This is a genomic window from Mesorhizobium sp. WSM4828, from assembly GCF_055811175.1.
Window position 1 is genome coordinate 33,510 of the sequence record NZ_JBVVQK010000028.1, and the last position, 12,817, is coordinate 46,326.

Sequence of the window (12,817 nt, forward strand, 5' to 3'; positions counted from 1 at the left end):
CATCACTATATCAGAGAGCGAAGCACAAGGACCTGCCCATTGCAGCCTGTAATCGACACCTCGCTCTGGCTGGCGCGCAAGCGCCGGGCACTGACTCGTCCCATCGCCGGCGCGGATTTCCTCATGCGGCGGGCAGCCGAGGATCTTGCTGACCGGCTCGGCGCCGTCGAACGCAGCTTCGGCAAAGCGGCCTCGTTGTTTTGCCAGACGCCGGCAGCAACAGAGGTGCTCGCCGAAAGCGGCAAGGTGACGGAAAACGTGCGCGTCGAGGCCGACGCCGCTTTCCTGGGCGGCCAGCCAGGACTGTTGGCGCCGTTGGAAACCGTGCCATTCGAGCCGGAAAGCCTCGACCTCGCAGTGTCGCTGCTGTCGCTGCAGGCGATGAACGATATTCCCGGCATGCTGGTGCAGATCCGCCGGGCACTGAAGCCGGACGGGCTTTTCCTCGGCGCCTTCGCCGGCACAGGCACGCTCTCCGAACTGCGCGAAAGCCTGCTTGCCGCCGAGACCGAGCTCTATGGCGGCGCCAGCCCGCGTGTGATCCCGTTCACCGACGTCCGCGACGCCGGCGCGCTGCTGCAGCGCGCCGGCCTGGCGCTGCCGGTTGCCGACGTCGAGACGATCACGGTGCGCTACGATTCGCTATTTGGCCTGGTCGCCGACCTGCGCGCCATGGGCGAGACCAGCGCGCTTGTCGACCGCAGCAGGCGGCCGGGCACGCGAGCGCTGTTCGCGCGCGCCGCCGAAATCTATGCGGAGCGGTTTTCGGATGCCGATGGCCGCGTCAGGGCGAGTTTCTCGGTGGTCTGGATGTCAGGCTGGGCCCCCGATGCCTCTCAGCAAAAGCCGCTGAAGCCGGGCTCCGCAAAAATATCGCTGAAGACAATCCTGGAAAATCCCGGCGGCACCTGAGCGGAATCCCTGCGCAAAAGCTAAGCTATCCCACGCAAAAACTAAGCGGGTCACTGTCCAAAAGCGTTGGCAAGCTTGCTGCTGTTGTCGCTGAACAACCACTGGATGGCGCCGGCAGCCTGGCCAATACCAGCGACAATGGCAAGCGACAGCACGGCAACGATCAAACCATATTCGATAGCCGTCGCACCCCTCTCGTCTTCTAAAAATCGTTGCAGCAAGATTTTCATGGGCGCCCATCCCTCTTGCCCGAACCTAGCGCCGACCCGTTAAGAAAGGTTAACGCGACAGGCTTAACGGGCAGTGAAACAGCTGCATTCTAGAGATCTGTTGAGGAGTCAGCAGTCGCCGCTGCTTCTGCCATCGGCCCGTATGACGCAGACCGAACTGGGCAGCGGCTGCAGCACGCTCTTGCGCAGCGTATAGCTGTCGCGCTGGCCGATCGAGCCGGTGCTCATCGTATCAAGGCCGTCGCGGGCAAACTGCGACCGGGTCCGGCTGTCGAGGTAGGGTGTCGCGATCAAGGCCAGAGCCACTGCGGCCGAGCCGAACAGGAGGGCGATGCGCAATATTCCCATGCCGGCATTGGCGGCGCCGGGAAGGCGGTCGGACCAAGGCGAGTCCCAGTCCTTGTCGAGGCTCATGCAAATCGCTCCCCAGCGGTGGAATCGGCGTAACCGCCTAGCGTCAATTTTTCACGGCCAGATAAATCTTTCATTAACGCTGCGGATATCGCGTTGCGGCGCTGCCCGGTTTACGGACGTCGGCCGTTACAGCAGGTCGATGAGGAACTGGATCAGCGGGGCGTCGGCCGGCGGCATTGGAAAATCGCGCATCTGGCGCGGCCTCACCCATTTCAGCACCTGGCCTTCCCTGGGCTGGGCAATGCCGCGGAAGCGACGGCAGACGAACAGCGGCATCAGCAGGTGAAAATCATCGTAGGAATGACTGGCGAAGGTGAGTGGCGCCAGGCAAGGGATGTCGGTTTCGATGCCGATCTCCTCGTACAATTCGCGGATCAGGCATTGTTCCGGCGTCTCACCGGGCTCGACCTTGCCGCCCGGAAACTCCCACAGGCCGGCGAGCTGCTTGCCTTCGGGCCGCTGCGCCAACAGCACGCGCCCGTCGGCATCGACCAGCGCGCAGGCCGCGACCAGGAGCAGGCGCTTGCCGACAGTATCCAAGCCGCTCATGCGCCTTGTGGCCGGCGATAGTGATAGCGATAGACTTCATCGAATCCGAGCGAACGGTAGAGCGCCAGCGCCGGCGCGTTGTCCGCCTCGACCTGCAGCCAGGCTTCCCGCGCCCCGCGCAGCCGCGCCCATTTCAGCGCCGAGCAGATGAGATGGCGGCCATGGCCCTGGTTGCGCACCGATCTGTCGGTGGCAATCTCGAACAGTCCGGCAAGATCGCCGTCATGTACGCAGATCAACGTTGCCAGCGGCTCGCTGCCGGCCTCCAGCGCAAACAGCCCGGCCTCCGGCTGAATGGCGCCGATGATCTCCGACAGGCCCGGCCGCAGCGACACATCCGAACCGCTCACCTTGAGTGCGGCACCGATGAAACGGCTGATGTCCTTCAACGGAATCTGGTCCATGGCGTCGTCGAGCGCGGCGTCCGCCAGCGGCAGCCGCATGACCAGCGATTCGGCGAATATGCTCCAGCCCTCGGTATCGAGGTATTTTGAAAGATCCGGCCCCGACAGCGGCGAGATGCGAAAGGTCAGCGGCCTGCCATAGGCGTCGAAGCGGCGGCTGGCGCGGCCGATGCGCTCGGCAATGTGCTGGATGTCGCCCGGATCGAGCGGATTGACCGAATTCAGCCGCTTGGCCGGGTGGCCGGCCGTCAGCCGCACCACCCAGGTGCCGTCATAATGGACGGCGGCCGCCGGCCAAGCGCGAAAGCCGGCCGCCTCATAGCGGCGCACGATCGCCAACACGCTTGCCGGATGTCTGGAAGCCAACGCCATCAGCTCCGATAATCGCCATTGATGGCGACATATTCCTTGGTGAGATCGCAGGTCCACACCGTCGCCTTGCCGCGGCCGATGCCGATATCGGCGCGGATGCGGATCTCGTCGCGCTTCATATACGCCGAAGTCGCCGCCTCGGAATAGGCGGCGTCGCGCTCGCCCTGATACGCCAGGCGGTTGTCGCCGAACCAGATCGACAGAAGGTCGCGGTCGGCCGGTTCGCCGGCCTTGCCGACGGCCATGACGACGCGGCCCCAATTGGCGTCCTCGCCGGCGACTGCCGTCTTGACCAGCGGCGAATTGGCGATCGACAGCGCGATGCGCTTGGCCGAGCGGGCCGATTTGGCCCCGGTGACGGTGACCTCGACCTGCTTGCGGGCGCCCTCGCCGTCGCGCACCACCTGCAGCGCCAGCGATTTCAGCACCTTGCCCAGGGCACGGCGGAAGGCGCCGAGACGCGCATCCTTGGGGTCGGAAATTGCCGGCGCGCCGCGCCTGGCGGCAGCACCCGTGGCGAACATCAGCAGCGTGTCGCTGGTCGAGGTGTCGCTGTCGACGGTAACCGCGTTGAAGGTCTTGGCCGTGCCGCGCGACAAGAGATCTTGCAGCACGGGTGCTGCGATCGGCGCATCGGTGGCGATGAAGGAAAGCATCGTCGCCATGTCGGGCGCGATCATGCCGGCGCCCTTGGCGATACCGTTGATGGTGACGTCGGCATCGCCGAGCTTGACCGTCGCGGTCGCCAGTTTGGGATAGGTGTCGGTGGTCATGATCGCCTTGGCGGCTTCGGTCCACAATTCCGGCCTGCCGTCCTTGACCAGCCCGGCCAGCAGATGGCTGAACTTGCCGGTGTCGAGCGGCTCGCCGATCACGCCGGTCGAGGCCAGGAACACCTCGCCCGCCGTGCAGCCGGCCGCCTTCGCCGCCACCTGGCCCGTGAGTGCTGTCGAGGCGCGGCCCTTCTGGCCGGTAAAGGCATTGGCATTGCCGGAATTGACCACCAGCACGCGTGCCTTGCCGGCCACGAGGTTCTGCCGGCAGAAATCAACCGGCGCCGACGGGCATTTCGACCTGGTGAACACCCCGGCGACGGTGGTGCCGGCGTCGAACACTATGGCCAGCAAGTCGGTGCGGTTCTTGTATTTTATGCCGGCCTCGGCGGTGGCGATGCGCACGCCCTCGATCACCGGCATCTTGGGATATTTCTTCGGCGCGAGCGGCGAAACCTGTGTGGACATGGAAGACCCCGGGCGGGAAAAATCGCGAAAGGAACGCCGGTTTGCCCGATAGCACGCGCCGGCGCAAGGCGTTTTCACAGCCGTTACGGGTGCCGGACGCCTGACGCCTGCCGCGGCAGCAAGCAGGCTGTTGCAAATTTGTTGGTGTCGCTGCGACCGATAGCGCTATGATCCTGCCCGATGGGCAGGCTTGTGGTCTTGGCACTGGCGTTTCTGGGCTTTCTGCTGCTGCGCGCCGATGCGCAGACGGCGCGGCGCGTAGCGCTTGTGGTCGGCAATGGCAGCTACGCCGAAGCCGGTACGCTGGCCAATCCCGTCAACGATGCGCTCGACATCGCCGACAAGCTGCGCGCCATCGGCTTCGAGGTGATCGAAGGCAACGATCTCGGCAAGCGCGAGCTCGAACGCAAGATCGGCGAATTCTCCGATGCGCTGCAAGGCGCCGGTGTCGGGCTGTTCTACTATGCCGGCCATGGCCTGCAGGTCGACGGGCACAATTTCATCGTGCCGGTCGACGCCAGGCTGGATATGCCGGTCAAGCTGCAGCTCGAGGCGGTGCCGATCGACGAGGTTCTCGACATCATGGAGCAGCAGACCAAGGTCAGCCTGGTCTTCCTCGATGCCTGCCGCAACAACCCGTTTGCCCGAAGTCTCAGCCGCAGCGCCACGACACGCTCGGCGACGGCTCTCGCAGGCCTTGCCCAGTTCGAGTCGACACGCGGCTCGTTCATCGCCTTCTCGACGGCACCCGGCGCCGTGGCAATGGACGGGACGGGGCGCAACTCGCCCTTTGCCGCCGCACTTTTGCGGCACATGGCTGAGCCCGGACAGAGCATCAACGACATGATGATCGCGGTGCGCCGCGACGTCGTTTCCGCAACGCGCGAGGCGCAGCGTCCCTGGGAGCAGGGGTCGCTGCTCGAGCGTTTCGAATTCGTTCCGGGCGGCGACACTGCCCAGCAACCGAAACCGGCCGTCAGCCCGGCTCCCGCGTCCGAGGTGGCTGCGCTCGAACGCTCCGTCGGCGACAAGGGCGCCATCGAAAAATTCCTGCGCGACGACTATCTGGCGCCTGATGCCAGGAGAATGCGCGAAACCGTCAAGCGGCTTTATGGTTCGTCGGCCACCATCTACGGCACGCGTTACGACAGCGAGGCCATCGTCAAGGTCAAGACCGACTGGTTCGCGCAATGGGCGTCGTGGTCGTTCGGTCTCGAGCCCGGCAGCCTCGAAGTGACGCCGAACGGCAAGGATCGTGCCGACGTGGTTTTCGCCATGCGCTACGACTATGTGCCGAAGGACAAATCGGCGCAGCGCCTGACCGGCAAGGCGCGGGTGACGCTGGAACTCGTGCTGGCCGACGGCGCATGGCGGGTTGCGTCGGAAACGTCGCAAGCGCTGGAATGAACATCAGCGGACCGCAGGGTTGATGAACCCGCGAAACACCCGCTGCACGCCCGGAATCAGTCCCCAGATCATGATCGAGACCATAAGCGGTGCGATGACCAGCGTACGCTGCCAGATTTGCCATTCCTGCGTCAGCGGAAAAACCACGTACAAAATGGCAGTGATCAGCGGATAGACGCCGAGCAGCACCAGCAGGGCGAAGCGCAGGCGCGAAAAGCGGATAGCGGCGGTCGAAGCATTGTTGTCATCTCTATCGTTACGGAACGTTTCGTTACATATAAAACGGATCGTTTCGTTTCGTCAAGAGTTGTATATGATGGCTGGCGAAATCGCGGGTAAGGAAGAAGAAATGGGCGAAACCACCGATCCCGGGCGCAAATCAGCCGGCGCACGGCGCAGCCCCGAAAGCGCCGATGCCATTCTTGATGCCGCCGAGGCGGTACTGGTCGAGGCCGGCTATTCCGGCTTCTCGATCGAGGCTGTGGCGCGCCGCGCACGCGCCGGAAAGCCGACGATCTATCGCTGGTGGCCAAGCAAGGCCGCCTTGCTGCTCGACGTTTACCAGCGGCAAAAGCGCGTCGACAATCCCGATACCGGGAACCTGGAGCAGGATCTCGTCGGCTTCCTGAAGAGCTTGTTCGCGCACTGGCGCGACACATCGTCGGGCAGCGTGTTCAGATCGCTGATTGCCGAGGCGCAGTCGGACGAAAAAGCCGCCGCCGCCCTTGCCGAATACGCGCGAGGGCGTCGCGTCCACACCGGCCAGATGGTCGAACGCGCCAAGGCAAGGGGAGAGGTGGCAGCCGATGTCGATGCCACGGTCGTCGCCGACCTGATCGCCTCGTTTGCCTGGGCGCACCTTCTGACAGACCGCCTGGACGAGGACGAAGCGATCTTACGCAGGGCGGTCGGCTATATCTTGAAAGGCATAGTCGCTGGCGATGCCGGCGACGCCACGGCGGTCCGGCGGCGGCGTCGACGCATCATCGCTCGCCCTACCAAATAGAAGCGACAGGGCGGCAGCGCGCCCTGTCGTAGCCCAATCTGGCCTACTTCGCGCTTTCCAGTGCGTCGACCGTCTTCTTCAGGTTGGCATCGGGGATGTCGACCTTGGCGTTGGCGCGCAGCGACTTGACCAGCGCGAAATACTTGTCGCGGATGACCGCCTGGCGCGCCTGGTCCTTGACCTGGTCGAAGGCCGGCGGCTGCTTGGTGCGCTTGTCCTCGACCTTGATGACGTGCCAGCCGAACTGCGACTGCACCGGCTGCTCGGTGTATTTGCCGACCGCCAGCGCAAACACCGCCTTGTCGAACTCCGGCACCATCTGGCCAGGCCCGAACCAGCCGAGATCGCCGCCGCTGGTCTTGCCGCTCGGATCGCTGGTGTGCTCGTTGGCGAGTTTCTGGAAGTCGGCGCCGCCGTCGAGCTGCTTGATGATGGCGTCTGCCTCTTCCTTTGTCTTCACGAGGATGTGACGGGCGTGCACCTCATTGCTGGGCGGCGTGTTGGCGATTTCCTGGTCGTAGCGGGCGCGGACCTCGGCATCGGTAACCTTGTCGACGACGCCCTTCTCGACCATTTCGCCATGCAGAGCGCGCTGCTGCAGGAAGGCCATGCGGCGCTGGAAGTCGGGATCCTTGTCGAGGCCGGTGGTCACCGCCTGAGCCGCCATGACGCGGATTTCGATCGCCGCCGAAAGCGCCGCGGCGCGGCGCTGCTCGGGCGGAAGCTGCGCGAACTGCTGCGACAGCTCGCCCTCGGCAAGCCCAAGGTCTGCCTCGGTCAGCGTCTGGCCGTTGATGGTGGCGACCACGGCATTCGGATCGACCGGCTTGGCCGCCGGGGCGGGTGCTGCCGGCTGGGCAGGGGCGGCTTCCTGCGCCATCAATGGCGATAGCGACAGGGCCGACAGTCCGAATGCCAGACCAAGGCTGGCGAGCGACGCACGGCGGAACAATAAGGACATTACGATTATCTCCAAAGCGGGGTAGCTAGAGCGGAATGGCTTCCAGACCAGCAGGATTGTGGCGGAATTTGGCGCGGTCTACAGGGCGAGCGCGGCGTTGACATCGAATGAGCCCCCTCTTATCTGTCCAACGACTTTGCGTCCAGAACCGTTTTCCGGGCGCTTTTTGCGTTTGTCCGCGTTCACGTGGAGTTGATGGGGCCGGCCGGCGCCCGTCGCAATGACTTGGAATGCTATCGAAAGGGCCATTGGATGGTCAGTCTCGGCGGTCTCGCCCGTAAGGTTTTCGGCTCCTCCAACGATCGTCGGGTCAAATCGACCCGGCCACGGGTCGAGGCGATCAACGCCATGGAAAACGAGATGCGGGCGCTTTCCGACGCCGAGCTTCAGGCCCGCACGGACAAATTCCGCCAGGACATCGCCAACGGCGCCAGCCTGGACGACCTGCTGGTGCCGGCCTTCGCCACCGTGCGCGAGGCCGCCCGCCGCGTGCTCGGCATGCGCCCGTTCGACGTGCAGCTGATCGGCGGCATGGTGCTGCACAATGGCGGCATTGCCGAGATGCGGACCGGCGAAGGCAAGACGCTGGTGGCGACGCTGCCGGTCTACCTCAACGCGCTCGCCGGCAATGGCGTGCATGTCGTCACCGTCAACGATTATCTGGCCACGCGCGACTCCGAATGGATGGGCCGCGTCTACAAATTCCTCGGCCTCAAGGTCGGCGTCATTGTCCATGGCTTGTCCGACGAAGAGCGCCGCGTCGCCTACGCCGCCGACGTCACCTACGCCACAAACAACGAGCTCGGCTTCGACTATCTGCGCGACAACATGAAATACGAGCGCGCCCAGATGGTGCAGCGCGGCCATAGCTACGCGATTGTCGACGAAGTCGATTCCATCCTGGTCGACGAAGCCCGCACGCCGCTAATCATTTCCGGTCCGCTCGAGGACCGTTCGGAAATGTACAACACCATCGACACCTTCATCATCCAGCTGCAGCCGCAGGACTACGAGATCGACGAGAAGCAGAAGACCTCGATCTTCACCGAGGAAGGCACCGAGAAGCTGGAGAACATGCTGCGCGATGCCGGCCTGCTCAAGGGCGAGTCGCTCTACGATGTCGAGAACGTCGCCATCGTCCACCACGTCAACAACGCGCTGAAGGCGCACCGGCTGTTCCAGCGGGACAAGGACTATATCGTCCGCAACGGCGAGATCGTCATCATCGACGAGTTCACCGGCCGCATGATGCCCGGCCGCCGCTATTCGGAAGGCCTGCACCAGGCGCTTGAAGCCAAGGAGCACGTCGCGATCCAGCCGGAGAACCAGACGCTCGCCTCGGTCACCTTCCAGAACTATTTCCGCCTCTACAAGAAGCTCGCAGGCATGACCGGCACGGCGCTGACCGAGGCCGAAGAATTCGCCAACATCTACAATCTCGACGTCACCGAGATCCCGACCAACCTGCCGGTCATCCGCATTGACGAAGACGACGAGGTCTACCGGACGGTCGAGGAGAAATACAAGGCGATCGTCAAGGAGATCAAGGAAGCCCGCGCCAAGGGCCAGCCGACGCTGGTCGGCACGACCTCGATCGAAAAGTCCGAACAACTGGCCGAGCGCCTGCGCAAGGAAGGTTTCAAGGATTTCGAGGTGCTGAACGCCCGCCACCACGAGCGCGAGGCGGCGATCGTCGCCCAGGCGGGCAAACCCGGCGCCATCACCATTGCCACCAACATGGCCGGCCGCGGCACCGACATCCAGCTCGGCGGCAATGCCGACATGCGCATCGCCGAGGAGCTTGGCGACATGCCGGCCGGCCCCGAGCGCGAGACCAGGGAAAAGGAAATCCGCGACGACATCGCCCGGCTGAAGGAAAAGGCGCTCGCCGCCGGCGGCCTCTACGTGCTCGCCACCGAACGCCACGAATCGCGCCGCATCGACAACCAGCTTAGAGGTCGTTCAGGAAGACAGGGCGATCCCGGCCGCTCGAAATTCTTCCTGTCGCTGCAGGACGACCTGATGCGCATTTTCGGTTCCGAGCGCATGGACGGCATGCTGCAGAAGCTCGGCCTCAAGGAAGATGAGGCGATCATCCATCCGTGGATCAACAAGGCGCTGGAAAAGGCGCAGAAGAAGGTCGAGGCGCGCAACTTCGACATCCGCAAGAACCTCTTGAAATATGACGACGTCTCCAACGACCAGCGCAAGGTGGTGTTCGAACAGCGCCTCGAGCTGATGGACGGCGAAGGCCTGTCCGAGACCATCACCGAGATGCGCGAAGGCGTCATCGAGGAGATCGTCGCCAAGAACATCCCCGAAAACGCTTATGCCGAGCAGTGGAACGTCGCCGGGCTCAAGGCCGAGATCGCCGAATTCCTCAACCTCGATCTGCCGGTCGAGGACTGGGTCAAGGAAGAAGGCATTGCCGAGGACGACATCCGCGAGCGCATCAGCCAGGCCGCCGAAGCGGCCGCCAAGGATCGCGCCGAGCGATTCGGCCCCGACGTGATGAGCTATGTCGAGCGCTCCGTGGTGCTGCAGACGCTCGACCATCTGTGGCGCGAGCACATCGTCAACCTCGACCATCTGCGCTCGGTCGTCGGCTTCCGCGGCTATGCCCAGCGCGATCCGCTGCAGGAGTACAAGGGCGAGGCGTTCGAGCTGTTCCAGGCGATGCTGGGCAATCTGCGCCAGGCCGTCACCGCGCAATTGATGCGCGTCGAACTGGTCCGCCAGGCAGCGGAAGCGCCGCCGCCCGAAGCCCCGGACATGTTCGGCAGCCATATCGACGGCAGCACCGGCGAAGACGATTTCGAAGGCGGCGAGACGGCCGTGCTGGTCCGCCAGGAGACCAATGCCATCGTTGCCCCCGAAGACCGCGACCCGAAGAACCCGGCCACCTGGGGCAAGGTCGGCCGCAACGAAGCCTGCCCATGCGGGTCGGGCAAGAAGTACAAGCATTGTCATGGGGCGTTTGCGTAAGCACCCACTTCCCTTCTCCCCGTCATACGGGGAGAAGGTGCCCGAAAGGGCGATGAGGGGCAGCAGAGGCGTTGGCGACTAGTCGATCTCCCCACTTGAGGGGAAGATGGCCGGCAGGCCACAGGGGGCGCTGTCCCGCCGATACCAAAATACGCATTTCGAATTTTCTGTATCTCGACCGTCGGTGGTGTTTCAGTTTGAAATCTAATAGCCGGCTGACGCACGCGCTGATGTCCGCGCTTCACGAAGATCGGAACCTGCTAAAGTGGGTAAAGACACTACTTCGATTCAATAACCCCGTTCGAGGTCGATCTCGTTGGACAGAGGCTCTCCTCTTGCGACTTGACCGCAGAGATCGGCGGCCTGGTCGATTCCAGAATCCACCCAGAAGCTCGCGACATGAGGTGTGACGGTCACCTTGGGATGGGTCCACAACGGCGATGAAGCCTCCAGCGGTTCACGCTCAAACACGTCAAGACAAGCGCCAGAAAGCTGACCTTCGTCGAGAGCGCGGATCAGGTCGGCTTCGTTGACATGCGCGCCCCTGCCGACATTCACAAGGTAGGCACCTCGCTTCATTTTTCCAAAGGCACTCGAGTTCAGTATCCCACGAGTGTCACCAGTCAGGGGAAGTGAACAGATAACGTAGTCCCGATTTGTGAGTGCGTCCGCAAGCTGGGCACGGCCAAAGTAACTGTGTATACCGGGAAGCGTCTTTTGATGACGAGACCAGACTGCTGTGTCGTAGCCAAAGTCCGCAAACAGCTTTGCGGCCCAGCCACCGATCCGGCCCGCACCCAGCACAACAAGTCTTGTCTCGGAGATCTTCCGCGGCGCGATCGGATTCCACAACTTGCGGGCTTGTAGACTCATGTAATCCGCAACATGCCGTTGCTGGCAGAGAACGCGAATGACGATGTACTGCACCACTTCCGAAGCCTGCTCACGCGTTGCGAGCCTGATGAGCGGAACACTCTTGGGAAAGCTCTGAAGATCAATACCCTCGACACCGGCTCCCAAATAGACGACGGCGCTTAGCCCCGTCATGGCATCAAAAAAGCCAGGCCTGGCGCCCTTGTCGATCAGCACAATATCTATGTCACTTTTGTTCCCGGCGTCTGGCCAAAGCCTGAACTCCAGCTGCGGCACACGGGTTTTCAGCTCAGCAGCCCATACTTGTGCATCAATGTAGTCAGGATACTCATTGACCATCAGAACGGTAATGGGCTCGCCTAACACTTCGCCCCTCCCAGATTCAGGTAATCAGGCATCCACCGGATTACCAGTCTGTTGAGACTGAGGTTTGCGCAAACTGGCACCAGTTGCAAGAACAGACCCCGGCAAAAATGGCGTTGGTGATCCGCCAAAGCCGTGATGTCTGCCCCGCTGCTGGCCGAGGATATCGATTTCGCTTTCTTCAAGGCATAGTTCTCCCCTGGTTTTGATGGAACGCATGACAACCGAGCCGGACACGCCGGTGATGGATGGGCGATGGCCGGAGTTCCGCGATCAGCCGCAGGATTTCGGTGAAGAGTTGCCTCGGGATAGCGACCTCCGCATCTGGAAGGCGACATAACGCCTATGGCTGATAACCTCGGCACCGATCTTGATGAGCTTCTTTGTCAGCTGGTAAGTGGTGCCAGAACCTCCTTCCTGCTGTCGGCACTGTGGACGTTGCCGGGACGCAGGGCACGGCGTTCGAGGTCACCTAGCTGGTTGAATTCCACGCATCCCTCTTCTGGGATAGAGATTCTTGCAAAAGCCTATTTCGGCAGATGCTGCGATCAGGTTTTCACTGGCGGCTATATTTGGCGATCTCAGCCCGACGCTCTGGCCTCATAATCTCGGCCCGCTTCTTGCCGCCTTTCGCGCCCAGCGCTTTCGCGGCAGGTCCTTGCTGTCGTCAGTCACGTCGTCGGCTTCCTCGCCAGTGGCAATGCGCATGACGCGAACGGCAGTGCCGATAATGTCGGCCGGGCGCTTCTGGCCTTTAGGTCCGGTTGGCATTCCTAGTTCTCCGCATGGCTAAAGACGACAGCGCCGTTGTCCTTACGAACTTCAACGGACACGATTCCATCGTCACCCTTTCGGGTTTGGAACATGGAGGTTGCATGATCTTTCGCGGTCTTCTCCTCGTCGAAGATCACCTTGTCGACGATGCCCTGCCTTCCATACCAGATGACAGTGTAGACCATTGTTGCTGCCATGCGTTCCGCTAAGCATATAGGCGTTTTCGCATATGGGGCAAACGAGATAGGCGTTTCCGCGTATTTCAAACTGAGACACTACCGAGCAGGGTGAAGGGTTGCGCGAATGATGAATATGAAGCAGCGCAC

General features: G+C 62.7%; 14 protein-coding genes and 1 pseudogene. 4 read left to right on the plus strand and 11 right to left on the minus strand.

Going from position 1 to position 12,817, the window contains the following annotated elements; all coding sequences use genetic code 11:
* Positions 1 to 39: 39 nt before the first annotated feature.
* Positions 40 to 912 carry a methyltransferase domain-containing protein gene (locus AC0L2X_RS25860; RefSeq protein WP_473555275.1) on the plus strand — a complete coding sequence of 291 codons (873 nt, stop codon included), beginning with the start codon at positions 40 to 42 and terminating at the stop codon, positions 910 to 912.
* 50 nt (positions 913 to 962) lie between these two features.
* Here AC0L2X_RS25860 and AC0L2X_RS25865 read toward each other — a convergent pair whose 3' ends face one another.
* The 5 genes from AC0L2X_RS25865 to argJ form a co-directional block, all read right to left on the minus strand.
* Complete coding sequence (locus tag AC0L2X_RS25865) at positions 963 to 1,142, minus strand: Flp family type IVb pilin (protein ID WP_352566909.1); 180 nt, start codon at positions 1,140 to 1,142, stop codon at positions 963 to 965.
* A 108-nt stretch (positions 1,143 to 1,250) separates the two neighbouring features.
* On the minus strand, positions 1,251 to 1,556 hold the full coding sequence (locus AC0L2X_RS25870; protein ID WP_473555272.1) for a hypothetical protein: 306 nt from the start codon (positions 1,554 to 1,556) through the stop codon (positions 1,251 to 1,253).
* A 126-nt stretch (positions 1,557 to 1,682) separates the two neighbouring features.
* Entirely contained in the window at positions 1,683 to 2,105 is a 423-nt protein-coding gene (locus AC0L2X_RS25875; RefSeq protein ID WP_473555269.1) for a (deoxy)nucleoside triphosphate pyrophosphohydrolase, read from the minus strand.
* The gene (locus AC0L2X_RS25880) at positions 2,102 to 2,881 is read right to left on the minus strand and encodes a GNAT family N-acetyltransferase (RefSeq protein WP_473600574.1); all 780 of its coding nucleotides are present in this window, start codon (positions 2,879 to 2,881) and stop codon (positions 2,102 to 2,104) included. The genes AC0L2X_RS25875 and AC0L2X_RS25880 overlap by 4 nt, the downstream gene beginning before the upstream one ends.
* Positions 2,881 to 4,122, minus strand: coding sequence for a bifunctional glutamate N-acetyltransferase/amino-acid acetyltransferase ArgJ (gene argJ / locus AC0L2X_RS25885; protein ID WP_473555265.1), 1,242 nt, complete (start codon positions 4,120 to 4,122; stop codon positions 2,881 to 2,883). The genes AC0L2X_RS25880 and argJ overlap by 1 nt, the downstream gene beginning before the upstream one ends.
* A gap of 180 nt (positions 4,123 to 4,302) precedes the next feature.
* On the opposite strand from argJ, the gene AC0L2X_RS25890 reads away from it, so the two are divergent.
* Positions 4,303 to 5,529, plus strand: a complete 1,227-nt coding sequence (locus AC0L2X_RS25890) for a caspase family protein (protein ID WP_473600575.1) — start codon at positions 4,303 to 4,305, stop codon at positions 5,527 to 5,529.
* Between the two features lie 3 nt (positions 5,530 to 5,532).
* Here the strand turns inward: AC0L2X_RS25890 and AC0L2X_RS25895 are convergent, their stop codons facing one another.
* Entirely contained in the window at positions 5,533 to 5,718 is a 186-nt protein-coding gene (locus AC0L2X_RS25895) for a hypothetical protein (RefSeq protein ID WP_473600576.1), read from the minus strand.
* A gap of 160 nt (positions 5,719 to 5,878) precedes the next feature.
* Here AC0L2X_RS25895 and AC0L2X_RS25900 point away from each other — a divergent pair, with 160 nt between their 5' ends.
* Positions 5,879 to 6,535: a TetR/AcrR family transcriptional regulator gene (locus AC0L2X_RS25900; RefSeq protein WP_473555348.1), complete on the plus strand. Its 657-nt coding sequence runs from the start codon at positions 5,879 to 5,881 to the stop codon at positions 6,533 to 6,535.
* A gap of 43 nt (positions 6,536 to 6,578) precedes the next feature.
* On the opposite strand, the gene AC0L2X_RS25905 is transcribed toward AC0L2X_RS25900, so the two are convergent.
* The gene (locus AC0L2X_RS25905; protein ID WP_292659570.1) at positions 6,579 to 7,496 is read right to left on the minus strand and encodes a peptidylprolyl isomerase; all 918 of its coding nucleotides are present in this window, start codon (positions 7,494 to 7,496) and stop codon (positions 6,579 to 6,581) included.
* A 252-nt stretch (positions 7,497 to 7,748) separates the two neighbouring features.
* On the opposite strand from AC0L2X_RS25905, the gene secA reads away from it, so the two are divergent.
* A complete protein-coding gene (gene secA / locus AC0L2X_RS25910) occupies positions 7,749 to 10,481 on the plus strand; it encodes a preprotein translocase subunit SecA (protein ID WP_352491822.1) in 2,733 nt (910 codons plus the stop codon).
* A gap of 288 nt (positions 10,482 to 10,769) precedes the next feature.
* On the opposite strand, the gene AC0L2X_RS25915 is transcribed toward secA, so the two are convergent.
* From AC0L2X_RS25915 to AC0L2X_RS25930, 4 genes and pseudogenes are all read right to left on the minus strand, one after another.
* Positions 10,770 to 11,720 carry a 2-hydroxyacid dehydrogenase gene (locus tag AC0L2X_RS25915; protein ID WP_473600577.1) on the minus strand — a complete coding sequence of 317 codons (951 nt, stop codon included), beginning with the start codon at positions 11,718 to 11,720 and terminating at the stop codon, positions 10,770 to 10,772.
* 178 nt (positions 11,721 to 11,898) lie between these two features.
* Positions 11,899 to 12,107: pseudogene (locus tag AC0L2X_RS25920) on the minus strand (hypothetical protein); the annotation flags it as partial.
* A gap of 210 nt (positions 12,108 to 12,317) precedes the next feature.
* Positions 12,318 to 12,488, minus strand: coding sequence for a hypothetical protein (locus tag AC0L2X_RS25925; protein WP_473600578.1), 171 nt, complete (start codon positions 12,486 to 12,488; stop codon positions 12,318 to 12,320).
* 2 nt (positions 12,489 to 12,490) lie between these two features.
* Positions 12,491 to 12,676: a hypothetical protein gene (locus AC0L2X_RS25930; protein WP_352456662.1), complete on the minus strand. Its 186-nt coding sequence runs from the start codon at positions 12,674 to 12,676 to the stop codon at positions 12,491 to 12,493.
* Positions 12,677 to 12,817: the final 141 nt, after the last annotated feature.

Excerpts from the sequence above, each read along its gene's own strand:
- AC0L2X_RS25865 (WP_352566909.1), bottom strand. The coding sequence starts at position 1,142 with ATGAAAATCTTGCTGCAACGATTTTTAGAAGACGAGAGGGGTGCGACG.
- AC0L2X_RS25870 (WP_473555272.1), bottom strand. The coding sequence starts at position 1,556 with ATGAGCCTCGACAAGGACTGGGACTCGCCTTGGTCCGACCGCCTTCCC.
- AC0L2X_RS25875 (WP_473555269.1), bottom strand. The coding sequence starts at position 2,105 with ATGAGCGGCTTGGATACTGTCGGCAAGCGCCTGCTCCTGGTCGCGGCC.
- AC0L2X_RS25880 (WP_473600574.1), bottom strand. The coding sequence starts at position 2,881 with ATGGCGTTGGCTTCCAGACATCCGGCAAGCGTGTTGGCGATCGTGCGC.
- argJ (WP_473555265.1), bottom strand. The coding sequence starts at position 4,122 with ATGTCCACACAGGTTTCGCCGCTCGCGCCGAAGAAATATCCCAAGATG.
- AC0L2X_RS25890 (WP_473600575.1), top strand. The coding sequence starts at position 4,303 with ATGGGCAGGCTTGTGGTCTTGGCACTGGCGTTTCTGGGCTTTCTGCTG.
- AC0L2X_RS25900 (WP_473555348.1), top strand. The coding sequence starts at position 5,879 with ATGGGCGAAACCACCGATCCCGGGCGCAAATCAGCCGGCGCACGGCGC.
- AC0L2X_RS25905 (WP_292659570.1), bottom strand. The coding sequence starts at position 7,496 with ATGTCCTTATTGTTCCGCCGTGCGTCGCTCGCCAGCCTTGGTCTGGCA.
- secA (WP_352491822.1), top strand. The coding sequence starts at position 7,749 with ATGGTCAGTCTCGGCGGTCTCGCCCGTAAGGTTTTCGGCTCCTCCAAC.
- AC0L2X_RS25925 (WP_473600578.1), bottom strand. The coding sequence starts at position 12,488 with ATGCCAACCGGACCTAAAGGCCAGAAGCGCCCGGCCGACATTATCGGC.
- AC0L2X_RS25930 (WP_352456662.1), bottom strand. The coding sequence starts at position 12,676 with ATGGTCTACACTGTCATCTGGTATGGAAGGCAGGGCATCGTCGACAAG.